We start from the raw sequence: 24,450 nt of genomic DNA, 5'->3' as shown, positions 1-24,450 counted from the left end.
TGTGCCCTACTGCGTGGCGCGCTGATGCAATTGCCAAGTGAAGGGGCAATGCGGCTTCAAGGCGATGCGCTCATGGGCCAGGGCATGGGCGAGGGATCTGTCGCCAGCGCGCAAGGCAGCCTCGATCAGGGTCCGATGCAGAATGTCCCGCTGCGCATGGCTGCCGCCGAACAGGGCCGCGCGGTAGCGCACCGGCATCAGGTAATCCACCACCTTGGCATAGCGGCCGGCGCCGAAGGCCAGGATGGCATGGAGGATGGGCAGGCCTACCTCTCTGGTCATCATGCCGTTGGTGTTGTCGGCCCTTGACATGTCCTCGATCGTGCGCAGCAGGGCGGCAGCTTCCGGCTGGCGGCCGCTTGCCACCAGGGTCAGCATGGCATGCATGTCGTTGAAGGCGTAGAAGCCGGTCTCACTGCCCTTGGCATAGGTTGATGCGAGATCGTCCCAGCGGCGGCCGACATCGATGCCGCTGAGATGCATGCGCCAGAGGAGCGCCACGGCGTCGAGCAGCATGACCTGGATTTCGGTCGGTTGCGGGTGGATGCCGCGGTCATAGATGTCGAGTGCGCGGTCGTGATGGCCTTGATCGAGATTGAAGAGCGCCGTGTGCCACCAGTTATGAAACTGGAAGCCGTTATCATCCTGGGCCCAGTTCGCCTGCCGCGATTCCATGAAAGCCACACCTTCCGCCTGGCGGGCCTGCATTTCCATGACATGGGCCAAGGCATGCTGGGCCCAGCAATCGTCCGCATCGAGGTCGATGGCGTGGCGGCCGGCTTCCTCGGCAGCGCCATAGCTACCGCATTCCTCGAGGCCGAAGGCATGCATGCCATGGAGCAGCCCGAAGCCCGGATCATCGCGGGTCCAGAAGGGCAGTGCCCGCGCGACGCGACCGCGCAGGGTTTCGCGGTCGCCCTGGAAGAAGTCGCTGAGATGGCCTGCTTGCAGGGCGAGGAGGTCGCGCGGATGGTTCACCAGCAAGCGGTCGAGTGAGTCCTTGTAGCCGCCCCAATCGCCCGCGGCCCACAAGGAGAGGGCGCGAACGTGGCCGCGTTCCCGGTCGTTGCTGCGATTGCCGAGTTCGCCCAGCCGCGCCAGCGACTCATTGACAGCCGGCAGGACGCTACGCTCCCACATGGTCACCTGCACATGGGCGCGCAGGATATGGCCCATGACGAAGTCAGGCTCCAGCGCCAGGGCCTCGTCGATGATGGCAACGGGATCACCGCGGTAAACGTTGAGCGCATGCAGCGCCCGCTCAAATATCTCCAGTGACCCGGCATTCTGGGTCGAGATGGGTTCGCCGCGCAGATCCTTCATCGCACTACCCCTACCTGCCGGAAATGAGAATGATATCTCGCCGGCCATATCCCTCACTGGGCGACGGACCGCAGAACGATAGGAATCAAGGGACGGGGAGTCAAACTCCCTTGCTGGGCGCAGCGCAGAAATCGCCTCCTGATTGTGCGTGCGTCAGACGAGGAAGTCGAAGGCGGCATCGGTGAGGTCGGCCTTGGTGATGCCGGCCAGCAGCAGGGTCGAGGCGCTATCGCTGCTGGTGAGCAGCAGGCCAGCAGTCGTCTCCTGGGAATGGGCCATCAAATCCGCGTAACTGTCATGGTCTTCGTCGTGAAAATCACTGCTGATGATGATCATGTCGCCGTCGGTGGGGTTGAAATCCGTCACCACATCCAGGCCCTGGCTGAAATAGAAGCGGTCGGCGCCGGCATCGCCACGCAAATTGTCGTGGCCAAGATCGCCGTAGAGCTGATCGTCGCCGGTGCCACCAGCCAGGCTGTCATTGCCAAGACCGCCGCGCAGCAGGTCATAGCCACCATGGCCGTCAATGAGGTCGTCGCCACCACCGCCATAGACCAGATCATGGCCCTCGCCAAGCTGCAGGGTATCGCCGGCCACGGTGTTTTCGCGGTAGATGTTGAACGTTTCGAAATTGACGAAGGTGAGGCCGGTGCTGGAAAAGTTGCCGGCGGCGGTGAAGGTGACGGCATCGCTGCCATAGAAGCGGAGGGTCAGCACATCTTCGGAACCGCCACCGCCATCGACAGACCCCCGACCGCCGACCGCGACCTGGTCGACGCCGTCGCTGCCGATATAGGTGTCGAAATCGTCAAAGTCACCGGGGTTGAGGTCCGCGTAATTGTGGTGGCCGAAAAGCTGCACGACATCATCACCGCCCTGGGTGTTGATCCAGTTGCCTTCGCTACCGCCGACGATGTGGTCGTTGCCACGACCGGTCGTGACCGTAAGGTCCTCGAAATTGGCGAGGGTTGCGATGCCCGTGGCGATTCCGGCGCCAAGGTCGACATGAATGGCTGTCGTGGTGTTGGGGTCGTAGCGTAGTTCAACGGCGTCGCGGCCGTCGCCGCCATCCAGGCTGTCGCCCGCGCCGCCCTGGATGTATTCGTCGCCGGCAGCGCCGCGCAGGATGTCGGCGCCGCTGGTACCCATCAACCCATCGCTCCACTGGGTGCCGGTGACCTCGATGCGCTCGAATCCGGTGGCGCCCAGATTGTAGCCCGCTGGCGGATCGTAATCGCTGAGATAGCGGCTGGAGATGTTGCCGAGATTGTCGACATAGAGCGAGACGCCGTCGAACGGATCGCGCTCGTCGAACTCGATGATGAGCGTATCGAAGCCTGCGCCGCCATCGGCAAAGCCGCGGCTGTGGGTCAGGATCGTGTCGTTGCCGGTCATGCCCTTCAGCAAATCGTTGCCGCCGCCGCCATCGAGATAGTCGTTGCCGGCATCGCCGATGAGTTCATTGTCGATGAAGGTGGCGACGATATGATCATCCGCGGTGCTGCCGCGGATATTCTCGATCGAGACGAGCTGATCGCCCTCGGCATGGCCGCCTTGCTGCGTTGCGCGGTAGAGGTCGATGTCGACGGCGGTCGATCCGCGATAGTCGACGAAATCGCGGTTGCCGCCGCCATCGATATAATCTGCGCCGCGGCCGCCGGAGAAGGTGTTGCGGTTGACGTTGCCGGTCAGCCGGTCGTCGAAGTCGCTGCCGGTCAGGTTGTCGATGCCGAGCAGGATATCCCCTTGCGCGTCGCCGCCGATCTGGGCGCCGCTGCGGGTGAGGTCGACATCGACAGCGTCGGACGAGAATGCGTAGCTGGACCGGCTCTGTCCACCAAAGCCGCTGATGTGATCGGCACCGCCGCCGCCGCGGAAGAGGAAGTTGCCGTTGCGGCCGGAGAGATGGTCGTCGAACTCGGAGCCGATCACGCCTTCGATGCTGTAGAGCCGGTCACCCTGCGCCTGGCCGGCGGATTGGGTGGTGCTGGAGAGGTTCACTGTGACGCCAGCGTCGGAGGACTGGTAGACGGCTATGTCGAAACCGTCGCCGCCGAACAGCTGATCGCCGCCGAGCCCGCCCCACAGAATATCGTCCCCGGCGCCGCCATAAAGATGGTCGACATCGCGATCGCCGAAGATTGTGTCATTGCCGTCGGCGCCGTTGATGATATCGATCCACCAGGTGCCGTAGAGCGTGTCGTTGCCGGTAGTGCCGGTCTGATATTGTGGCATGACCTTCTCCCCTGCTGCGCGTGGTGATGCTGGGCAACCAGAATTCCAGGCACCTCAAAGTGGTCAAACACTTATCAGGTTGAGAGATTTCTGGATTTCTCACATCGTCCGCCCGTCGACGGCGGGTCTTGCCACGGATCGGGATGTGCGATCGCGTGGAAGTGTGAATGGGGTCGACGTGATGGCGCCAGCGTTTCCGCCCGTGTTCCTGGCCTGGGAATGGAGGTCAAGGCTGCGCGCTGAAATTATGAGATGGCGAGGATTTGCCGTGGCGAGTTGCCCGGAGTTGAAAAAATCTTTGCCCAAGCGAAAATGGCGCCCTGTTGCCAGGGCGCCGTTTCCGTCTTCAGGTCGTAACTGTTCAGCCGCTGATGCCGGGCATGAGCTTGTCTTCAGTCTCACGGCCCTTGGCGAGCTCGTCGAGGGGTGAGGTCGACGGCTTCCTCGAACTTCGACAGCGTCTCGTCGAGACACTTCTTGTCATGGGCCGATGAGATGAACCAGGGCTCGCGACTGTCGGGCTCGCACATGATGCCCATGTCGATGAGAATGCCGGCCATGGTGTCGTAGAAGGTGTAATCGGAGAGTTTCCAGTTGCGGTAGGTGGTCGGCGCCTCGGCGCTGAAGAAGAGGCCGGACATTGATTGGTGGCCGGTGAAGCTGTGCGGGATGCCGCGCTTCACGAGCACCTTGTGCATGCCGTCCTGCATCGACTGGCCATAGGTAGCGATGTCCTTGAGGGCGTCGGTGTCCTTGAGGATGGTCAGCGTGGCTTCTGCCGCGGCGAGGCTCATGGCCTGTGCGGTATAGGTGCCGCCGTGGGCGACACCCTTGCCGTATTTGCGCAGGATCTCTTCCTTGCCGCCGATGGCCGAAATGGGATATCCGTTCGCCATCGCCTTCGCCACGGTGAAGATATCGGCCTCAATGCCGTAGAGCTCCTGGGCGCCGCCCTTGGCGACGCGGAAGCCGGTCTTTACCTCATCGACGATCATCAGCACGTTGTACTTGGTGCAGAGCGCGCGGACGGCCTTGATGAATTCCGGCTTCGAGGGAATGCCGCAGCAATTGCCGAGGATGGGCTCGATCAGCACGGCGGCGATGGTGTCGTGGTTCTTCTTCAGCACGTCTTCGAGGCGCTGTGCGTCATTATACGGCACCTGCCAGAACAGCTGGCGGACGACGGCCGGAATGCCGAGGCCGTAGGGGATGACGTTCGGATCCTTGCTCTGGTCCTTCATGTCTTCCGGGTCGGCGGTCCACATGGTGGCGTCGAACAGGCCGTGATAGGACCCCTCGAACGTCACGTAATTGTCCTTGCCGGTATAGCCACGCGCCAGGCGCAAGGCGGCCATCACGGCTTCGGTGCCGGAGTTCGAGAAGCGGACCAGTTCAGCCGCCGGCATCATTTCCTTAATCAGCTTGGCGACGGTCACTTCCTTTTCCGTGCCGAGTGCAAAGACGGTGCCGACCGACTGCGCCTCGCGCGCGGCGGCGTCGACGACGTCATTGCAATGGCCAAGGATGGCCGGGCCGTAGCCGAGGCGGTAATCGATGTATTCGTTGCCGTCGAGATCCCAGAGGCGGGCGCCCTTGCCCTTTTTCACGAAGACCGTGTTGTCATCGCCCCAATAGCGGAAGTTGGAGCTGACACCGAGCGGCATATGCTTAATAGCCTCTTGGAAATGTGCGCGGCTCTTATCCATTTTGCGACGATCGGTTTTGATCGTGGTCATCTGAAAATCTCCATTGGTCTCAAAGTGATGCGGGGTTTCCCGCGCTCCGGTTGGGTAGTGGTAACGAGTCTGTTACCGTCCGGTCATTGAATGTTTGTATAAAAAATCTATCATGCGATTCAGAAAATGGCAATATCACTGAATGAACATTTAATGTTGCGAGTGCAGCAAAGTTAAAGATATCATGTAGTTATCCCGATTCCCGTAAGTGACAGCGAAAGGGTTAAAGCGTCCATGGCCAAGGCCGAAGCCGTTAAGGAAGTTCGCCGTAAGCAGTTGATAGATGCGACAATTCGCGCCATCGGCCGGGTCGGATACGCTAATGCGACGCTGACCCATGTGGCCAGTGAAGCCGGCCTGTCGCCGGGCATCGTCAATTTCTACTTCAAGTCCAAGGAACAGCTCCTGATTGCGACGCTGGAGCAGATCGCCGAGGAATATTCGGCTTTCTGGCAGGCGGCGATCAATAAGGGCAAGGTGGCGCCGGCCGCTGGCCTGGAAGCCATGATCGAGGCCGACTTTCATCCGACCGTGTGCAATGTGGAGAAGGTCTCGATCTGGTACGCGTTCTGGGCCGAAGCGCGTGGCAATCAGGCCTATCACGACGTGGTGCAGCGGCTGGAGCAGGACTACCTCGCCCAGACCGAAACGCTGTGCCAGCGCATCATCCAGGAAGGCGGCTATGAAGGCGTCAGCGCCGGCGACGTCGCGACTGGGTTGAACGCCATGATCGACGGCATGTGGTTCGACTGTTTGATGGAGCCCAAGACCTTCAACCGTGCCGAGGCGAAGCGCATCTGCCGGCAATACCTGGCCTCGGTCTTTCCGGCGCATTTTGCGGGTGGCGCCAAGAAGTCGAAGGGCGACAACGACAATGGTGTCGTCTTGGCGATCGATCAGGAAGTGCAGGGTCGCAATGCGCACCGTGCGCGCCTCGCGGCCGCCTTGCGGAAACGCATGGAGCCGGTGGGGCCTTTGCGCCGCGAGATATTGGCGGCGGCAGCCGGCATCTCGGTCAAGATTTTAGAGAGCTGGTTGGATGGCCGCGCCGAACCGACGTCGTGGCATATTGGCCGCCTGATTGTGGCCACCGATGCGCAGTTATGGATGGAGGTTTATGGCCCGATCCACGACGAGGCGCAGCGCCTGTTCGAAGCGCGGCTCGCCAATGCGCAGGAGCATGCGTTGCGGGAACGCGCGGTCCTCGCCACACTGGCCAGCAAATCAGAATAGTTCCATGCCGCATAAACTTGATCGCCTGTTGCGGCCGAAGAGCGTGGCGCTCGTGGGCGCCAGTCCGAAAGAGGGCTCGGTCGGCCGTGGCATGATCACGTCGACGGGCATGGCGGGCACACCGTCGAAGATCTATTTCGTCAATCCCGGCTATGACGAGATCGACGGGCAGAAATGCTACAAGTCGCTCGCCGATCTGCCGGAGGTTGTCGACATGGCGGTGCTGGGCATCGCCAATGCGCGCCTGGAAGCGGCGCTCGATGAGCTCATCGCCTGTGGCATCGGTGCCGCCACGATCTTTGCCAGCGGCTATCTGGAACATGACACTGAACCAAAACTGACCGAGCGCATTGCCCGGAAGGCGAAGGCTGCAGGGATCGCCATCTGCGGCGGCAATTGCATGGGCTTCTATCACCTGGATTTCGGCCTGCGCGTCTGCGGCTTTCCGCCGCCGGACTGGATCCGCAAAGGCAATGTCGCCTTCATCACCCATTCCGGGTCGGCCTTCTCGGCGCTGTGCCATACGGATCGGCGCTTCTGTTTCAGCCTCGCCGTTTCCGCGGGCCAGGAGCTGGAGACCGACATGGCCGCCTATCTTGATTTCGCGCTCGACATTCCGGCGACCAAAGTCGTCGGCCTGTTTCTGGAGACAGTGCGCGATCCACAAGCTTTCAAGGCAGCGCTGGCCAAGGCGCGCGCCAAGGGCATTCCGGTCGTGGCCCTGAAGGTCGGTCGCACGGCGGAGAGTGCGGCGTTGGCCGTGTCGCATTCAGGTGCGGTTGCCGGCAATCACGCCGCCTACCGCGCTCTCTTCGATCATTACGGCGTCATCGAAGTCGGCAACATGGACGAGTTGGTGAACGCGCTGCATCTCTTCTCATCCGAGCGCAAGCTGGCGCCGGGCGGGCTGGCGACGATGCATGATTCCGGCGGCTTCCGGGAACTGGTGCTCGACCTCGGCATCGAAAGCGGGGTGCCATTCGCCAAGATCAACGAGGCCACGCGGCAGAAGCTTTCAACCAGGCTGGACTACGGGCTGGAGCCGATCAACCCGCTGGATGCCTGGGGCACCGGCAATGATTGGGCGGGCATATTCGAAGACTGCCTCCAGGCCCTGGTCGATGACCCGGACACGGCCTTGGCAACACTCTGTGTCGAAGCTCGTGATGGCTATTACTTGAGTGCCGGCTATGCCGACATCCTGCGGAAGGTCGCCGTCAGGACGACGAAACCGGTCTTCTACACCACCAATGTCGCCAGCAATGCCAATCTCGAGGTCATCACGCGGCTGGCGCATGACGGGGTGCCGGTCCTGTCCGGTGTCCAGTCGATGCTGAATGTGGTCAAGAAGGCGATGGCGGAACGCGACCGTGCCGCGATGGGGGTTGACCGGGCGGTAGCCGCACCAGCGGGCCTGCGCAGCAAATGGGCGGCGCGGCTGGCGTCGGGCAGTCTGTCGGAAGCAGACGCGCTCGACCTGCTGGCCGATTACGGTGTGCCGGTGATCGCTCATTCTCATGCCGACAGTCTGGAAAGCGCGGTGCAGGCGGCGGAGAAAATCGGCTACCCTGTCGTTATGAAGACCGCCGAGCCAGGCATCCTGCACAAATCTGATGTGGGTGGCGTGAAACTCGGGATCAAGGATGCGGCGGCACTTGAGGCCGCCTATGCGGACCTCAGGGCACGGCTGGGTACCCGTGTGCTGCTGATGCCTATGGCGGGGAAGGGGATCGAGATCTCGTTCGGCATGACGCAGGATGCTCAGTTCGGCCCGGTCGTCATGGTAGGCGCCGGTGGCGTGCTGATTGAGATGATGCCCGATCGCCGCTTCGTGCTGCCGCCCTTCGGGACGATCGAGGCGCGGCGACAGATCGACCAGCTCTCGTTGCGCCCGCTGCTGGATGGCAAGCGCGGTGCCGAGCCCGCCGATGTCGACAAGCTGGCGAGGGCCTTCGCGGCCTTTTCGGTGATGGTGAGTGATCTTGACGGCCTTATCGGCGAGATCGACGTGAACCCGCTGATTGTCAATCAAGACGGTACCGTCGCCGTCGATGCGTTGATCGTCGCCGCATCGCGACAATAGGCCGATCATCCCGTCCAAATCTTCTGCACCCTGCCTGGAATTGACATCAGTCCGATATACGACAGACTGTGGCGGCTAAGGACTGAGGACATGCAGATCATCCTGGATTGGCTAAATCAACCGCTCTTCAGCGCGCTCGGTGGGACGCTCTCGGTTGTCGAGGTGTTTGGCTTTGCGACCGGCCTCCTTGCGGTGTGGCTGACGGCTTGCCGCAATATCTGGAACTTCCCGATCGGCATCGCCAATGGCGCCTTGCTTTTTGCGCTGTTCTTTGATGCGCGCCTTTTCGCGGACGCCGCGCTGCAGATCCTGTTTATCATTCTCGGTCTGGCCGGGTGGTGGTTCTGGTTGACCGGCGGCGTCAGTAAACGCAAGACGATCCGGGCATCTTCTCCCATCGAACATCTGTGGACGGTGCTGTCGGTGGTGATACTGGTTGGCGTGCTCTATGCCATCCTGACTTGGCTCAAAGGGAGCATCCCCATCTTCGATGCGTTGATCACCGCGCTCAGCATCGTTGCGCAATGGCTGCTCAACCGGAAGATCCTCGAGACCTGGCTGTTGTGGATCGCGACGGACATCATCTCGATACCGGTTTATCTCTACAAGGAACTCTATCTGATAGCTCTCCTCTATATGGTATTTCTGGTTCTAGCCTGTCGCGGCTATCAGCTGTGGCGGCGCGAGATGCTGTTTGGCCAAGCTCACAAAGTGCCGCGCGCGGCCCTGGCGGCGGAGTAGCCAGGATATGCTTTTTCGGCACGGGTTGGTGATCGGGAAATTCTATCCACCCCATGCCGGGCACGAATACCTGATCCGGACGGCGGCGACACTCTCGAACCAGGTGACGGTTGTCGTGATGGCCGCGGATCACGAGACATTGCCGCTTTCGTACCGTGTCAGGTTCCTGCGAGAGACCTTCGCCTCATGGCCGCAGGTGGCGGTGAGCGGTATCGTCGACAACCTGCCGGTCGATTACGAGGATGATGCGATCTGGGGCGCACAGGTAGCGCTTATGCGCGAGGGAATTGCCTTGGCGGATTCCGACGTTGGCCGTGCGATGGTCGCGGTTGATGCCGTCTTTACCTCCGAGGATTACGGGACAGAGCTTGCCCGTCGCTTTGGTGCCGTGGCGGTCTGTCTTGATCGCGATCGCGTCCTCTATCCTGTCTCGGGGAGTGCCGTGCGTCGTGATCCGGCAGCGAATTGGGATTTCCTGGCGCCGGCCGTGCGGGCCTACTTCACGCGGCGCGTCGTTTTGCTCGGGGCGGAATCGACGGGCACGACAACCCTCGCCCGCGCCTTGCAGGATGCTTATCGGCAGCGCGGCGGTGTCTGGGCGCGCACACGGCTGGTGCCCGAATATGGGCGCGAATACTCGATCAATCTGCTGGCGGCGGCGCGCGGCGTGGCGATTGCAAGAGGAGCGCCGGAGCCGCGACCGGAAGATCTGACCTGGCACTCGCCGCAGTTCCATCATGTCGCCCAGGTGCAGACTGAGTGGGAGGAGGCGGCAGCCCGCGACGGCGGGCCACTGCTACTCTGCGATACCGATGCGCTGGCAACCTGCCTCTGGCATGAGCGCTATGTCGGCGCCGCCGATGCCGAATTGGAGGCGTTTGCGACGACCTTGCCGCCACGGGCCCTGTACTTGCTGACCGATATTGCCGGGGTGCCCTTCGTTGACGACGGATTGCGCGATGGCGCCCATGTCCGGGAAGGCATGCATCACCGGTTCATCGAGCGCCTCGCGGTCCAGGCGACACCCTGGGCGCTGGTGAGCGGCGATGCCGATACCCGTATTTCCCGGGCCGTCGATCTCATTGACGCTCTGTTGCGGGGTGGCTGAGGCGTGACCTCGCCCGGCCCGCTGGCCGGACCGGGCGAGGGTGGCGAATTTACGCCGCTTCGCGGTTGAGCGGCTGGCACATGCAATGGACGCCGCCACCGGCCCAGGTGAACATGGTCATGTCCGGGTCGTAGACGGTGAAGCCATTGGCTCGAAGCTTGGCGTTCAGATCCTTGGCGCCGAGTGTCGAGAGGATGCGGTCCTTGCCGAGGGCGACGACATTGCAGCCGAGCGCCATCGTTTCCTTGAAGGTCGCCGGGATGATTTCGATTTTCTTGGCTTTCAGGAAATCGATGACATCGTCCTCGGTCGTCTCGAGGCAGACGGCGGCGACATGCTCGTTCAACATGCAGACCATCAGATCGATATGGACGTAGAACTGGTCGATGGGCGCGAACTTGATCTCCCAGCCTTCGTCGACCATCCATTCGGAAATCTGGCGGGCCGAGACTTCTTCCGAGCGATGGTCGGTGTAGCCGATGAGGGCGGTCTTGTCGGCGATGATGTTGAAATCGCCGCCTTCGAAATTGCCCGAGCTCACCATGTCGTAAACCGGGATGTCGTTCTCAAGGTAGAAGCGCAGGCACGAAGCGTACTCGCCGCGGCGGCGCGGATTGGCCATCTGGCAGATGACGGCGCCGTAGGGCGTCATGAAGGAGGAGTCACGCGCATAGACCTGGTAGGGGTTATGCTCGTCCAAGGGCAGGAAGTGGCAGTTGACGCCGGCATCCTCATAGGCGTTGACCATCTCGCGGTGCTGGCGCATCGCAACCTGCTTGTCGAACTTGTAGCCCTTGCGCATGGTGTCGCGCACGAGTGACGACCATTGAGCATTTTCCAGGCCCATCCAGCGGAAGCCCTCGGCCGGCCCCAGCAGCACGTCCTTGAGGGCGCCGGATTCCGAGGCGAGGTTCCATTTCTTCATGAGCGGCGTGCCGCCGCCGATGACTCGGCCGCGAAGGGGTGTTTGGGCGCTGGTCATGGTTTCATTCCCTGCTGGTGGTGATTGGATATGGGACCTTACCAGCCGGATGCGGGATCATCCCAGGGAGTAATAGGGGGCTCTTGGTCGACTTTAGCTCACAGCCTCGTCGCCGGGCATGCTGGAGAGGGCGATTTCAGCCTCCAGCCATTCGGCAAAGGCCCGGGCGCCAGGCGACACCAAGGCGGGCAGGACGATGAAATAGGCACCGAGATGCTCGATCGATTGGCGGAATGGCCGCAGAAGATGGCCGCGGGCCAGATCCTCGCCGGCGGTGATCTGGTCGGCCAGACACAGGCCGAGCCCTTGCCTCGCCGCCGCCAGCAGCAGGTTGAAGTCCTGGAAATAGATGGCCCTCGGTAGTTCCCCGGGCGGGACGCCGGCACGGTCCAGCCAGCGGCGCCAGTTGGCGCCGTCGGGGTCATCGAGCAGCAGGGTGTGGTGTCGCAGATCGGCCGGGCTGGCGAGGCCGGGATCGGCCGACATGAGAACGGGACTGCAGACCTGGAAGGAGCCCACATGGGAGAGGAGGCGGGCGGTACCGTCCTTCCAGACGGGCTCGCCATAGCGGACGGCCAGGTCGAGGTCTTCGCCCAGGATATCGTCGGCCTTGGCCTCGTAGCTGGCATTGGCGGAATGGACCTCGAGCTTCAGGCCGGGGACGAGGTCGATGAATCGGGCGAGGCGGGGGATCAGCCATTTCTCGGCAAAGGCGGACGGGACCGAGACGCGCAGTTCCCCGGCGATCGATTCTCCGTCCAGCCGGGCGATGGCATAGCCCAATTGATCGAAGGCGATAGTGGCGGCCTTGAGCAGCTTCAGCCCCTGATCGGTCAGGGCAAGGCGATTGCCGAGGCGCTGGAACAGGCTGAAGCCGAGCTGGTCCTCGAGGTTGACGATCTGCTTCGAGACGGCGCCATGAGTCACCCCCAGCTCGTCCGCGGCCTTCCCCATATGGAGATGCCGGGCGGCAGCCTCGAAGGTCCGCAGGGCGTTCAGGGGTGGAAGATGGCGTTTCTGCAATGTCTTGGCTGCTTCCTTGGGATCGATGTCCGGATAGTTCCCGGAAAGTGCCAGCCTGTCCAGTTGCCAGCCGCTCCAGCGATCGGGCGGTAAATATTCCCCGAGCAAGGGCGGATCGGCACAAAGCCCGGTAAACAGGGGCTTTGTGAGGGGCATCACAGCGAAATGACTAGTCCCGTCTGGGACTTTCAATCTGCCGGTGCTAGATTGTTGTCACCGCCGCGGACGGGCGACGGAGGTCTTCATTCATGGGAGCTTCAATATGAATATGCGTAGCCTGATCGCCGCCGCCGCGGCGCTGATGATTTCTGCTGTCCCGGCCTTTTCGGCATCGGGCGTCAATGTCGGTTCGCTGAGCTGCAACGTGGCCGGCGGGATGGGTTTCATCTTCGGGTCGTCGAAGACGATGTCCTGCGTCTTCACCCGCGCCGACGGTTCGGCCGAAGTCTATAACGGCGAGATCAACAAATACGGTGTCGATATCGGCTTCACCAAGGAAGCCCATATGATCTGGGTCGTGTTCGCGCCGGGCAATGTCGCCCCGGGTGCGCTCGCCGGCCAGTATGGCGGTGCCACGGCGGATGTCGCGGCCGGCCTCGGCCTCGGTGCCAATGTGCTGGTGGGTGGGGGCAACAGCCAGATCGCCCTGCAGCCGGTGAGCGTCACTGGCAGCGTCGGCGTCAATGTGGCCGCCGGCGTGGCGCAGATCGAACTGCGCCCCGGTATCTAAATCGCCAGCCGATAAACCGACGATGCAAAGGGCCGCGACCCAGTCGCGGCCCTTTTTGTATGACTATTCTTGATCAGCCACGTTCAGATGTGACGGGGCGCACGCGGTTTTAGGGATCTCTTAGGTTTTCTGGCGGGCGCAGCCGGGCTATTGAGGCGCCGATGCGAGACCGGGGCCAACTTGGGTTGTCCGGACCGCGATTCCAAAGAAACCTGAGGAGTGATTTGTCATGAAAGTCGGTTTTGCCGTCACCAGCGCGACGCTGTTGCTTGCCATCGGCATGGTCCCTGCCAAGGCGGAGGATCAGGTGGCGCGGGGCGCCTATCTGGCGAACATCATGGATTGCGGCGGCTGCCACAATACGGGCGCCTTCACGCCGAAGCCGAATCTGGAAACGCCGCTCGCAGGCTCGGATATCGGCTTCGAGATACCGGGGATGGGCGTGTTCTATCCGCCCAATTTGACGCCTGACAAGAAGACCGGTCTCGGCGAATGGACCGACGCGCAGATCATCGCCGCCTTCACGACCGGCGTGCGCCCGGGCGGCCGGATCCTGGCGCCGGCCATGCCGTGGATGTCCTATGGCCATATCACAAAGGAAGATGCCGCGGACCTGGTAGCCTATCTGCGGACGCTGCCGGCGGTGGATCACCAGGTGCCGGGGCCCTTCGGCGCGGGAGAGAAAGTGACGGCGCCGTATATGAGCGTGGTGATGCCGAAGTAGTTCACAGAAAGGCGCCCCTCACCCCAGCCCCTCTCCCCGGAGGGGCGAGGGGCTTTGGCGTGAATTCGGTCGAAACTCCCTCGCCCCACGATAGTGGGGAGAGGGTTGGGGTGAGGGGCCCTTTGGTTACGTCCGGTACTTCACACCCGGCAGTACGCACAGCATTTCATAGAGCAGGTTGGCTGCCAGCAAGGCCGTGTTGCCGGTGGGATCATAGGGCGGAGAGACTTCGACCAGGTCGCAGCCGACAAGGTCGAGGCCGCGGCAGCCGCGAATGATCTCGATGCCCTGGATGGTGGTGAGACCGCCGATCTCCGGCGTGCCAGTGCCCGGCGCGGAAGAGGGATCGAGGCCGTCGATGTCGAAGGACAGATAGACCGGGCCCTTGCCCAACTGTTCGCGGATCTCGGCCATCAGCGGCGTCAATGACTTGTACCAGCATTCCTCGGCCTGCACGACGCGGAAGCCCTGGGCGCGCGGCCAGTCAAAATCTTCCGCCGCATAACCGGTCGCGCGCAGGCCGATCTGCGCCACGCGCTTGCCGTCGAGCAGGCCTTCCTCCACCGCGCGGCGAAACGGCGTGCCATGAGCGATCGGTTCGCCGAACATGGAATTGTTGACGTCGGCATGGGCGTCGATATGGACCATGCCGACGGGGCCGTATTTCTTCTTCAGCGCGCGCAGGATGGGCAGCGCGATGGTGTGATCGCCGCCCATGGTGAGCGGCACACAGTTGTGGCTGAGGATGTCGTCATAGGCGGCTTCGATGATGCCCATGCTCTTTTGCAGGTTGAACGTGTTGATGGCGACGTCGCCGATATCGGCCACGCTGAGGCTGTCGAAGGGGGCAGCGCGCGTCGCCATGTTGTAGGGGCGGATGAGGCAGGATTCGGCGCGAATTTGGCGCGGGCCGAAGCGGGCGCCGGCGCGGTTCGAGGTGCCGATGTCGAAGGGGACGCCCACGAAGGCAGCGTCGAGCCCGGCAGCACTTTCCTTGGTGGGCAGGCGCATCATGGTGGCATGGCCACCGAAGCGGGGCATCTGGTTGCCGCCCAGCGGTTGGTGGAAGACTTTGTCTTGCGGAACCTTGTTCATGATCTGCCTCGCTGTTTTTGTATCTGACGAAACGCCACCCAGGCAGGCGAAACGCCGTATTGCGGTGGTTTAAGCTTGCGGAACGGGTCACCCGATCTCGTTTCAACTATGCCGTCAAGAGCTTGCTTGACCGCGTCTCAACCGGACTTTACCTCTTGCAGGAATGGACCGGCACAAAAAAGCGAAACGTGCCGCAATAACAAGCAAATGTCGGGGTTTGGAATGCACTATTCTCAGCTGACCACGCGCGTCGCCGGAGAAGGGGCTGCGGCCTGGGATCTTCATGTCGAGGCGTTGACGCAGAAGCGCGCCGGGCGCGACGTCATCATCCTCTCTATCGGCGACCCGGATCTCGACACACCGTCGGTGATCACCGAGGAAGCGGTGCGCTTGCTGCGCAGCGGCGATACGCATTACGCCGACATCCTGGGATTGCCGCGCGCCCGCCAGGCGGTTGCTGCACAGCATTCCCGCGTCACCGGCCAGAAGGTTGGGATCGACAATGTCGCCATCATGTCGGGGGCGCAGAGCGGCCTGTTCGCCGCCGCGATGACCATCCTCGATCCGGGCGACGAGGTGATCGTGCTCGAACCCATGTATGTCACCTACGAGGCGACCATCCAGGCGAGTGGCGCCGCCTTGGTGCGCGTGCCGCTGAAGGCCGCCAACAATTTCCGTCTCGATCTTGCTGATCTTGTGCGCGCGGTCACGCCGAAAACGCGGGCCATCTTCTTTGCGACACCCAGCAATCCCACCGGTGTCGCGCTCAACCGCGTGGAGCTTGAGGGGATTGCCGACCTTGCCCGGCAGCATGATCTTTGGGTCGTGGCCGACGAGGTCTACAGCACGCTGGTGTTCGATGGGGAGCATATCAGCATCTGCGGCCTGCCCAGCATGGCGGAGCGGACCGTCACGGTGAACAGCCTGTCGAAATCCCATGCCATGACCGGCTGGCGTTTCGGCTGGGTGGTGGGGCCTTCGGATTTCATCGTCCATGTCGGCAATCTGGGTCTCGCCAATCTTTATGGCCTGCCGCCCTTCATCCAGAACGCCTCCGCCATGGCGCTGGAGCGGGAGATTCCCGAGGTCGAGGAGATGCGCGCCATCTATCGGCGTCGCCGCGACATGGCGATGGCAGCACTCAGCCAGTTGCCTGGCGTGATCTGCCGCAGCCCCGCCGCCGGCATGTTCATGCTGGCCGATGTGCGCGGGACCGGGATGAGCGGCAGCGATTTTTCCTGGGCCCTGTTCCGGGAGACCGGCGTCGCCACGCTGGACGCGACCGCGTTCGGACCGAGTGCCGAGGGTCACCTGCGTATCTCCTTCGCCGTCGATGAGAAGAGCCTCGCTGAAGCTTGCCGCCGCATCGCGACCTTCACGCGTGGGTTGGTGGGGAAGGTGGCTTAGGCCTAGCGGTCAAACTCGCCGAGGAAATCCTGGATGATCACCCGCATGCGGTCCTGGCCGAAGCTGGGATAGTGGCCGCCATGGACGGTGCGCACCGGCAAGCACAGCAGGCGCTTCATGCTGGCGACATATTGCTGCATCTCGACCGCATTGTCGGCATCATAGGCAAGCTCGCCGTCATAGATGACGTCGCCGGCGAACAAGGTCTCCGTGGCCCGTTCATAGAGGGCGATCGAGCCATCCGAGTGGCCCGGAAGGTGGAACACCTCGAACGACCGGTCGCCGGTATCGACTCTGCTGCCTTCCTCAAGAAAGGTCTGGGCCGGCGCGGGTTTCACTTCATATTTCAGCGCGTGCCAATCGCCTGGGGGAAGGGCGGTAAAGATGGAATCGTCGGCGACATAATAATCAGCCGCGGTATTGCCGCGGGTTGGATGGGCGAGAATGTCGGCTTCCGCCGGATGGACCGCGCGGTCGGCGAATTCGTGATGGGTGCCGATATGGTCGAAATGGGTGTGGGATGCCACGGCCAGAATGGGGCGGCCCGTCAGGGTCGCTACCTGTTCACGGAGACTGACGACGCCCATGCCGGAATCGATGAGCAGGTCCCGGTCACGGCCGCGCACATGCCAGATGTTGCAGCGGTAGTATTCCTTGATGAAGGGCTCAAAGATCCAGGCGATGCCGTCGCTCATGGCGCGGGTGGCGTACCAGCTTTCCGGCGTTGCGATCTTCATGTCAGGCGCGCTTTCGTTGCGATGGGGCATCGGATGCAAGGCCGCTGCACAGCAATGTTACCTGATCACGCAGCTTGGCATGAAGTGCCGTCTTGGGCATCGCATCGCGGGCGACGAACTGCATGAAGAGGCCGTTGACGACGGTAAAGAGCGCGCTACCGGTGATGGCCGGATCAATATCGGCGCGCATCTTGCCCTTGGCCTGGAGGGCCGTCACCAGTTCGCCCACCTGTTCGGCAAGCAGGCGGTCATTCTCGAAATAGCCGGTGCCGAAGGGTGAATCCGCCTGTGTCACGGCGGTCGCCATGGCGTTGCGCCACAGTTCCTTGGTGAGATGCACCAGGGAGTGGTCGACATAGATCGCAAGCAATCCATAAAGTGCCGAGGCCGCGTCGCCGCTGACGCTGGCGATATAGCGCTTGCCCTTGGCGCGCACCTGTTCGCCGTCGAGCGCCACCAGGGCCATCAGCAGATCGCCCTTGGAAGAAAAGTAGTTATAGACCGTGCCGGTACCAACCTCGGCCAGGGCGGCAATGGCCTCGACCGAGGTATCGGCGAAGCCGTCCTTGCGGAACAATTGGCTGGCGGCCGCGAGGATGTCGCGGCGGCGGCCGGCTTTCTGTCTTTCGCGGAGACCGGTCATGGGGGCACAAGGAATCCTGACGGAATATGAATTGACTTTATTTTGGAGTTCATTCACCTTTTTGGCAACAAGAAAACAAGAGGCCTCTTTCAGGGAGACAGATGATGATCAGTTCGATGGGTCGACACATGATTTCGCGCCGCCGTGCCTTGCAGGCGGGCGGTGCTGCGTTGGCGTCCTTGTCCTTCATGCCGAAGGGCGCACGCGCTGCGGATGAACTCAACCTGTTGGTCTGGTGCGACCATACGGGTCCGGGCCTGCTGGATCCCTTTGCCGAAAAGCATGGCATCAAGATCAACACCAAGGAATACGATCTGCCGGGTGTTGCCTACAGCATCCTGGAGCAGTCGCAGCCCGGTGACTGGGATGTATTCGTGGCCGATACCGGCGACATCATGAGTGCCGTCTCGAAGGGATATCTCGGCGAATTGCCGGATGCCGACATGCCCTGGGCCGATATCTTTCCGGATCTGAAGCAGCCGGATTCCCATTACAAGGACGGCAAGCTCTATGCCGTGCCGGAGAAGTTCGGCTACAACACGATCGCCTTCAACAACACCAAGGTCACCCAGGAAGAGGCGTCGCACGCCGCGGTGATGTGGGACCCGAAATTCGCCGGGCGCATCGCAATTTATGATTATTACATCCCGACCATGGAAATGGTGGCGATCGGTCTCGGCATCAAGCCGCATGAGATCACCAAGATGCATCTGCCGGCCATCAAGGAAAAGCTGGTCGAGATGAAAAAGCTGTCCTCTCTGGTGGGCGATGTGCCGACCACGCAGAACGCCCTGGTGACGGGTGCCGCCGATATCATTGTCGGTGGCGGCGAGTTCGCCGTGGCGGGCTTGATGGCCGAAAAGCCGGAGCTGGATTGGGTGCTGCCCAATGAGGGCGGCGTGCGCTGGTCGCAGTCGATCGCCATCTTCGCGGATTCCACGAAGAAGGATCTCGCCACCGAGTTCGTCAAATACATCGTCTCACCGGAAGGCCAGGGCGGCTTGCGACGGCGGATTGCTATTGGGCGATGCCCGCCAATTCGAAGGCCAATCTCGACGACGCGCAGAAAAAGCGCCTGCGCTGGGACCAGCAGCCGGCGTTCATCGCGAAATCCTATCCTTATTTCTTCGGTGATGCGGAATTGGATGCGGCGATGCAGGAAGTGTGGACGGAAGTCCTCGGTGCCTAAACTGAAAATCGGTGGGTTGAAGAGCTGGGGCCATGCCCCGGCTCTTGCCTGGACGGTGATCTTCTTCGTATTGCCGCTCATCGCCATGCTGGTGATGAGTTTCTCGGCGCGTATCGAGGGCAAGATCGAGCTCACCTGGACGCTGGATAACTACCGGGCGTTTCTGACGCGGGCCGACGGCACCTTTGTCGGCGCGTTGTGGAACTCGATCGAGGTGACGGTCCTCACTACCATCATCTCGGTACTGGTGGCCTATCCGCTGGCCTATATCCTAGCCTATCGCATTCCGAAGAACTGGCAGCGTTTTGCGCTGGTGCTGACCGTGCTGCCGTTCTGGACCTCCTATGTGGTGCGGTCCTATAGCTGGCTGCTGGTCCTGTCGGAGAACGGCATCATCAACCAGTTCCTGCTTTGGTCGGGCATCCTCGATACGCCGGTCGGCATGGGTAACAGCCGCTTTGCGACCGTGCTGGGCTTCGTGCATTTCTTTGCGATGCTGCTGACCCTCACCATCTACGCCAACCTCGTCCAGATCAAGGACAGCTACCGCAAGGCCGCCAACGATCTCGGCGCCAATGGCTGGCAGGCCTTCTGGTACATCACGCTGCCGCTGAGCATACCGGGTGTGGCGGTCGGCGCGTTCCTCACCTTCGTGCTGGCTATTGGCGATTACATCACGCCGCAGATATTGGGCGGCGCCAAGGAGATGCTGCTGCCCCAGGCGGTCATGCTGCAGATCGGGCGGCAGGCGGATTTCCCCTTGGCGTCCGCCTTGTCGATGATCCTGATGCTGGTGATCACGGCGGCCTTCCTGCTCTTTGCCAAGCGGCTGAAGATGGAGCGGGTATAGCATGACCGCGCTTTATCGCTGGGCACCTTGGGTCTATCTGGCGCTGGCGCTGCTGTTCATCTTCCTGCCGGTGCTCGTGCTGGTCCAATTCTCGTTCCAGGGCGGCATGGCGCCGGTCCCGCCCTTCGACGGACCAAGCCTCAAATGGTGGGCCAAGGTGCTGGCCAATCGGAAGATCACGGACGGGCTTTGGAACTCGCTGCTGGTTGGACTGGGGTCAGCCTTCGTCGCCACTGTGCTGGGATTCCTCGCGGCCTATGCGATGGCGCGTCGGCAACGGCGCTTGAACGGCTTCTATCAATTGCTGCTGATGGCGCCGATCACGGTTTCTTACCTCATCATCGGCATGGGGCTGCAGATCACCTTCAACTATCTGGGCCTTGGCAAGTCGCTGTGGGCGATCGGCATCGGCCATGTGGTGATCAATCTGCCGTTGACCTTCGCCATCCTCTATTCGCAGCTCGGAGAACACCAGGCCAATATTGAACGGGCGGCCTATGATCTGGGTGCGGGCGATTGGCGCGTGGTGCTGGAGATCACGGTGCCGATGTTGTGGCCGAGCCTGCTCGCCGCCTTCTTCATCGCGGCGACCTTGTCCTGGGACGAATTCGTCATCGCCTTCCTGATGAGCCGCTTTGACGTCACCCTGCCGGTGGTGATCTGGAGCATGCTCAGATCCGGCCTGTCGCCGGAGCTCAATGCGACCGGTACCCTGGTCTTCATCATCTCCATTCTAGCCGTCGGCGTGGTCGAGTTCCTGCTGTGGCGTTCGAGGAAACAGCATGCCTGATAGGGTTGAATTACGCGGCGTGAGCAAGGTCTATGAGGGCGTCACCGTCGTCGAGACGCTGGACCTGACCATCGCCGCCGGTGAGTTCGTGGTGCTGCTGGGGCCATCGGGCAGCGGCAAGACCACGCTCCTCAACATGATCGGCGGCTTTGCCAGCCCCAGTGCGGGCCAGGTGTTGATCGATGGCGAGGATGTGACCGACCTGCCGCCGGCCAAGCGCCCGACCGCGACGGTATTCCAGGATTACGCCCTGTTCCCGCATATGAGCTTGGCGGCCAATGTGGCGTTCGGGCTCCGTATGCGCAAAGTGCCGAAGGCAGAGCGCCTCGCCAACGCCGCCGAGATGTTGCGCCTGGTGGGGCTGGAGGGGTTCGGCAATCGCGGCATCCATCAACTATCGGGCGGGCAGCGGCAGCGTGTGGCCTTGGCGCGCGCCATGGCGGTCGAACCCAAGGTGCTGCTGCTGGATGAGCCTTTAGGCGCACTCGACCTCGCCCTCCGACGGCAGATGCAGGAGGAGCTGGTGCGGCTGCAGCGGCGCCTCGGCGCCACCTTCGTGCATGTGACCCACGACCAGGAGGAGGCGATGTCGATTGCCGACCGGATCGTGGTTGTGAACAAGGGCCGCATCGAGGATATGGGACCCCCGGACCGGGTCTACTTGAAGCCCGCCAGCCTGTTCGCCGCCAAGTTCATGGGCGAAAGCAATGTGCTGGGCGGCCGCGTGGTGGAATCTCAGGGCGGCGAGGTCAAGGTCGAGACCGCGCTAGGGGCAATCACTGTGCCGGGTGACAATGCGGCCGGCAGCGCCGTCCACCGCTTTGCGGCCTGAGCAGCTTCTGCTCTCACCCCATCCTGACGGCGTCAGCGTGGGTCGCGGCCGGGTCGAGGAACTCTCTTTCCAGGGAACCCATTGCCGCTGCCATTGCCGGGTCGCGGGGCAGGACCTGATCCTCAGGGCGCCGGTATCGGCGGGCTTGACCGCAGGGCAGGAAGTGAGCCTTTATGCAGCGCGCACCGATGTGGTGCTGTTGCAGCGGTAGGTAAAATGCTCACGGGAATCAATGAGTTCGGTCGGTTGAAGCGGTTGGCGATGCGCCGGCCGGAGGATGCCTTTGTCGATGACGCCAAGATCGACAAGGAATGGAAGAACCTCAACTACCATACCCGACCGGATCTGAAGAAGGCCGTGGCGGAGCATCAGCGCTTTGCGGAGATCATCAAATCCGTGGGCGCTGAGATTCCATCTGCCGGGCCGACAAGAAACTCACCATGGACAGCCTCTATGTCCGCGACGCGGCGGCGATCTGCCCCAAGGGCGTCATTCTTGCCAATATGGGCAAGAAGCAGCGCGAGGGTGAACCCGCGATTCATGGCCATTTCCTGGAGGAAGCCGATATCCCGGTGCTGGGCGCCATTTCCGGCCAGGGGCGGCTGGAAGGTGGCGATCTCATCTGGCTGGATGAAAAGACCGTTGCCATCGGCCGGACCTATCGCACCAATGATGCCGGCATCCGCCAGTTCAAGCATCTGATCGGTCCCGACGTGCATGTCGAAGTTGCGGTGATGCCACATTACAAAGGGCCGACCGACGTCTTCCACCTGATGTCGGTAATCTCGCCCTTGGATGACAAATTGCACCTGGTTTATTCGCCCTTGATGCCGATCCCGTTCCGCGAATGGTTGCTGGCGCGTGGCGATGAGATCATCGAGGTGCCGGACAGCGAATTTGCCAGCATGGGCTGCAATGTCCTGGCCATCGCTCCCAGCGAAGTCGTCATGGTGAAGGGCAATCCGGAGACCAAGGCGCGCATGGAAGCGTCCGGGGTCAAAGTCCATGTCATCGACGCCGACGCCATTTCGGTACCGGGCGAGGGTGGCCCCACCTGCCTGACCCGGCCGCTGGAGCGTCATTAACCTAGCCACCGGCTCGGAAATGAGTATTCCGGGCCGGTTGGATGAGAAAATGACGCCATCGCGACATTGACGGCGGCGCGAAATCGACAAAAATCGGTCGCCGGCAGGCAGATGGAACGCCTGAATCGGACCTAGTCTCAGCCATCGCATCTGGGAGGGCCCCGGCGGGGCCACCTCAGGTGCCAGTCAAACGTCTTGATCCATAGGGGAATCTGTATGTCCAAGAAGGTCGGCAGCGATATCGAAATCGCGCGCGAAGCCAAATGAAGCCGATCCGCGAGGTCGCGGCGAAACTGGGATCAAGGAAGAACATCTATTTCCCTTCGGCCATACCAAGGATAAGATCCCGATGGATTCGACCAAGACGCTGAAATGTCAGAAGGACGGCAAGCTGATCCTGGTGACCGCGATCAACCCGACCCCGGCCGGCGAAGGCAAGACGACCACCACCGTCGGTCTTGGTGACGGCCTCAATCGCATCGGCAAGAAGGCGATCATCTGCCTGCGCGAGCCCTCGCTCGGGCCATGCTTTGGCGTGAAGGGTGGCGCTGCCGGTGGCGGCTATGCCCAGGTCGTGCCGATGGAAGACATCAACCTGCATTTCACCGGCGATTTCCACGCCATCGGTTCGGCACACAATCTGCTCTCGGCCCTTATCGACAACCATATCTATTGGGGCAATGAGCTGGGCCTGACAGCCGCCGCGTCACCTGGCGCCGCGTCATGGACATGAACGACCGTGCGCTGCGCCAGATCAACAATTCACTGGGCGGCATCTCCAACGGCTTCCCGCGCGAAGACGGGTTCGACATCACCGTGGCCTCCGAAGTCATGGCGATCTTCTGCCTCTCCACAGATTTGGCCGATCTCACCAAGCGCCTCGGCAACATCATCGTGGGATACACCCGCGACAAGAAGCCGATCTATGCCCGCGACCTCAAGGCCGACGGCGCCATGACCGTGCTGCTGAAGGATGCGATCGCGCCGAACATCGTGCAGACGCTGGAGAACAACCCGGCCTTCATTCATGGCGGCCCGTTCGCCAACATCGCACATGGCTGCAACTCGGTGATCGCCACGACGACGGCGCTGAAGCTTGCCGACTATGTCGTCACGGAAGCCGGCTTCGGCGCCGACCTCGGCGCCGAGAAGTTCTTCGACATCAAATGCCGCAAGGCCGGTCTGAAGCCCGCTGCAGCCGTCATCGTCGCCACCATCCGTGCGTTGAAGATGCATGGCGGCGTTGCTAGCGAAGACCCTGGCAAGGAAAACATCGCCGCAGTGAAGAAGGGCGGCGAGAACCTCGCCCGCCATATCGAGAACGTGGAAGAAGTTCGGCGTGCCGGCCGTGGTCGCCATCAACCGTTTCAGCGCCGATACCGATGCCGAAATGGATGCGGTTCGCCAGCTCTGCGCCGAACTGGGCTCGGAAGCGATCGAGTGCAACCATTGGTCCTCGGGTTCCGCGGGTATCGAGGATCTTGCCAATGCCGTGGTGAAGCTCACCGATGGCCCCAGCAACTTCAAGCCACTCTATCCCGACGAGATGTCGTTGTGGGACAAGACCCGAACGATCGCACAGTCCCTCTATGGTGCCCAGGGCATCATCGCCGACAAGGCGGTGCGCGATCGCTTTGCCGAATATGAGAAGGCCGGCTTCGGCCATTACCCGATCTGCATGGCGAAGACGCAGTACAGCTTCTCGACCGATCCGAACCTCAAAGGCGCGCCGTCGAACCATGTCGTGCCGATCCGCGAGATCCGGCTCTCGGCCGGTGCCGAGTTCATCGTCGTCGTCTGCGGCGAGATCATGACCATGCCAGGCCTGCCGCGCGTGCCATCGGCCAACCATATTCGCCTCAACGACAAGGGCGAGGTCGAGGGCTTGTTCTAGTCCCCGGGTA

General features: G+C 62.0%; 20 protein-coding genes and 2 pseudogenes. 14 read left to right on the top strand and 8 right to left on the bottom strand.

Features of this window, described 5'->3' with window-relative positions; genetic code table 11:
• Nucleotides 1-6: 6 nt before the first annotated feature.
• The 3 genes from IPK59_03380 to IPK59_03370 form a co-directional block, all read right to left on the bottom strand.
• Nucleotides 7-1,323, bottom strand: coding sequence for a tetratricopeptide repeat protein (locus tag IPK59_03380; protein MBK8157860.1), 1,317 nt, complete (start codon nt 1,321-1,323; stop codon nt 7-9).
• 153 nt (nt 1,324-1,476) lie between these two features.
• Entirely contained in the window at nt 1,477-3,558 is a 2,082-nt protein-coding gene (locus IPK59_03375) for a hypothetical protein (protein ID MBK8157859.1), read from the bottom strand.
• Nucleotides 3,559-3,956: 398 nt separating this feature from the next.
• Nucleotides 3,957-5,294 carry an aspartate aminotransferase family protein gene (locus IPK59_03370; protein MBK8157858.1) on the bottom strand — a complete coding sequence of 446 codons (1,338 nt, stop codon included), beginning with the start codon at nt 5,292-5,294 and terminating at the stop codon, nt 3,957-3,959.
• A gap of 234 nt (nt 5,295-5,528) precedes the next feature.
• Here IPK59_03370 and betI point away from each other — a divergent pair, with 234 nt between their 5' ends.
• The 4 genes from betI (at nt 5,529) to IPK59_03350 (ending at nt 10,459) form a co-directional block, all read left to right on the top strand.
• On the top strand, nt 5,529-6,527 hold the full coding sequence (gene betI / locus IPK59_03365; protein MBK8157857.1) for a transcriptional regulator BetI: 999 nt from the start codon (nt 5,529-5,531) through the stop codon (nt 6,525-6,527).
• A gap of 4 nt (nt 6,528-6,531) precedes the next feature.
• Complete coding sequence (locus tag IPK59_03360; protein MBK8157856.1) at nt 6,532-8,610, top strand: acetate--CoA ligase family protein; 2,079 nt, start codon at nt 6,532-6,534, stop codon at nt 8,608-8,610.
• A gap of 90 nt (nt 8,611-8,700) precedes the next feature.
• On the top strand, nt 8,701-9,351 hold the full coding sequence (locus IPK59_03355) for a nicotinamide mononucleotide transporter (protein MBK8157855.1): 651 nt from the start codon (nt 8,701-8,703) through the stop codon (nt 9,349-9,351).
• Between the two features lie 7 nt (nt 9,352-9,358).
• Complete coding sequence (locus IPK59_03350) at nt 9,359-10,459, top strand: AAA family ATPase (GenBank protein MBK8157854.1); 1,101 nt, start codon at nt 9,359-9,361, stop codon at nt 10,457-10,459.
• Between the two features lie 49 nt (nt 10,460-10,508).
• Here IPK59_03350 and IPK59_03345 read toward each other — a convergent pair whose 3' ends face one another.
• Together IPK59_03345 and IPK59_03340 are read right to left on the bottom strand one after the other, a co-directional pair.
• Entirely contained in the window at nt 10,509-11,441 is a 933-nt protein-coding gene (locus IPK59_03345; GenBank protein ID MBK8157853.1) for an amidinotransferase, read from the bottom strand.
• Between the two features lie 93 nt (nt 11,442-11,534).
• Nucleotides 11,535-12,620 (bottom strand): LysR family transcriptional regulator, encoded by a 1,086-nt coding sequence (locus tag IPK59_03340; GenBank protein MBK8157852.1) that lies wholly within the window; start codon nt 12,618-12,620, stop codon nt 11,535-11,537.
• Between the two features lie 112 nt (nt 12,621-12,732).
• Here IPK59_03340 and IPK59_03335 point away from each other — a divergent pair, with 112 nt between their 5' ends.
• Both IPK59_03335 and IPK59_03330 read left to right on the top strand, forming a co-directional pair.
• Nucleotides 12,733-13,194 (top strand): DUF992 domain-containing protein, encoded by a 462-nt coding sequence (locus tag IPK59_03335; protein MBK8157851.1) that lies wholly within the window; start codon nt 12,733-12,735, stop codon nt 13,192-13,194.
• Between the two features lie 229 nt (nt 13,195-13,423).
• Nucleotides 13,424-13,918, top strand: a complete 495-nt coding sequence (locus IPK59_03330; GenBank protein ID MBK8157850.1) for a cytochrome c — start codon at nt 13,424-13,426, stop codon at nt 13,916-13,918.
• 126 nt (nt 13,919-14,044) lie between these two features.
• Here IPK59_03330 and speB read toward each other — a convergent pair whose 3' ends face one another.
• Nucleotides 14,045-15,013 carry an agmatinase gene (gene speB / locus IPK59_03325; GenBank protein ID MBK8157849.1) on the bottom strand — a complete coding sequence of 323 codons (969 nt, stop codon included), beginning with the start codon at nt 15,011-15,013 and terminating at the stop codon, nt 14,045-14,047.
• Between the two features lie 222 nt (nt 15,014-15,235).
• On the opposite strand from speB, the gene IPK59_03320 reads away from it, so the two are divergent.
• Nucleotides 15,236-16,420, top strand: coding sequence for an aminotransferase class I/II-fold pyridoxal phosphate-dependent enzyme (locus IPK59_03320; protein ID MBK8157848.1), 1,185 nt, complete (start codon nt 15,236-15,238; stop codon nt 16,418-16,420).
• 2 nt (nt 16,421-16,422) lie between these two features.
• Here the strand turns inward: IPK59_03320 and IPK59_03315 are convergent, their stop codons facing one another.
• Together IPK59_03315 and IPK59_03310 are read right to left on the bottom strand one after the other, a co-directional pair.
• The gene (locus tag IPK59_03315) at nt 16,423-17,157 is read right to left on the bottom strand and encodes an MBL fold metallo-hydrolase (protein ID MBK8157847.1); all 735 of its coding nucleotides are present in this window, start codon (nt 17,155-17,157) and stop codon (nt 16,423-16,425) included.
• Nucleotide 17,158: 1 nt separating this feature from the next.
• Nucleotides 17,159-17,800, bottom strand: a complete 642-nt coding sequence (locus tag IPK59_03310; protein MBK8157846.1) for a TetR/AcrR family transcriptional regulator — start codon at nt 17,798-17,800, stop codon at nt 17,159-17,161.
• Between the two features lie 104 nt (nt 17,801-17,904).
• Between IPK59_03310 and IPK59_03305 the strand changes: the two are divergent.
• The 7 genes and pseudogenes from IPK59_03305 to IPK59_03275 all read left to right on the top strand — a co-directional run bounded on the left by IPK59_03305 (nt 17,905) and on the right by IPK59_03275 (nt 24,440).
• A pseudogene (locus IPK59_03305) lies at nt 17,905-18,989 on the top strand (extracellular solute-binding protein).
• On the top strand, nt 18,946-19,839 hold the full coding sequence (locus IPK59_03300) for an ABC transporter permease (protein ID MBK8157845.1): 894 nt from the start codon (nt 18,946-18,948) through the stop codon (nt 19,837-19,839). Before IPK59_03305 ends, IPK59_03300 begins: the two are co-directional and overlap by 44 nt.
• 1 nt (nt 19,840) lies before the next feature.
• The gene (locus IPK59_03295; protein ID MBK8157844.1) at nt 19,841-20,629 is read left to right on the top strand and encodes an ABC transporter permease; all 789 of its coding nucleotides are present in this window, start codon (nt 19,841-19,843) and stop codon (nt 20,627-20,629) included.
• Complete coding sequence (locus IPK59_03290; protein MBK8157843.1) at nt 20,622-21,461, top strand: ABC transporter ATP-binding protein; 840 nt, start codon at nt 20,622-20,624, stop codon at nt 21,459-21,461. The genes IPK59_03295 and IPK59_03290 overlap by 8 nt, the downstream gene beginning before the upstream one ends.
• Complete coding sequence (locus tag IPK59_03285) at nt 21,451-21,672, top strand: TOBE domain-containing protein (GenBank protein MBK8157842.1); 222 nt, start codon at nt 21,451-21,453, stop codon at nt 21,670-21,672. The genes IPK59_03290 and IPK59_03285 overlap by 11 nt, the downstream gene beginning before the upstream one ends.
• 229 nt (nt 21,673-21,901) lie before the next feature.
• Nucleotides 21,902-22,546: a hypothetical protein gene (locus tag IPK59_03280; protein MBK8157841.1), complete on the top strand. Its 645-nt coding sequence runs from the start codon at nt 21,902-21,904 to the stop codon at nt 22,544-22,546.
• A gap of 349 nt (nt 22,547-22,895) precedes the next feature.
• A pseudogene (locus IPK59_03275) lies at nt 22,896-24,440 on the top strand (formate--tetrahydrofolate ligase).
• Nucleotides 24,441-24,450 lie beyond the last annotated feature (10 nt).

The sequence above is a fragment of the Rhodospirillaceae bacterium genome (assembly GCA_016712715.1).
Lineage (GTDB): Bacteria > Pseudomonadota > Alphaproteobacteria > Dongiales > Dongiaceae > Dongia.
This window is presented reverse-complemented; position numbering and strand designations above follow the sequence as displayed.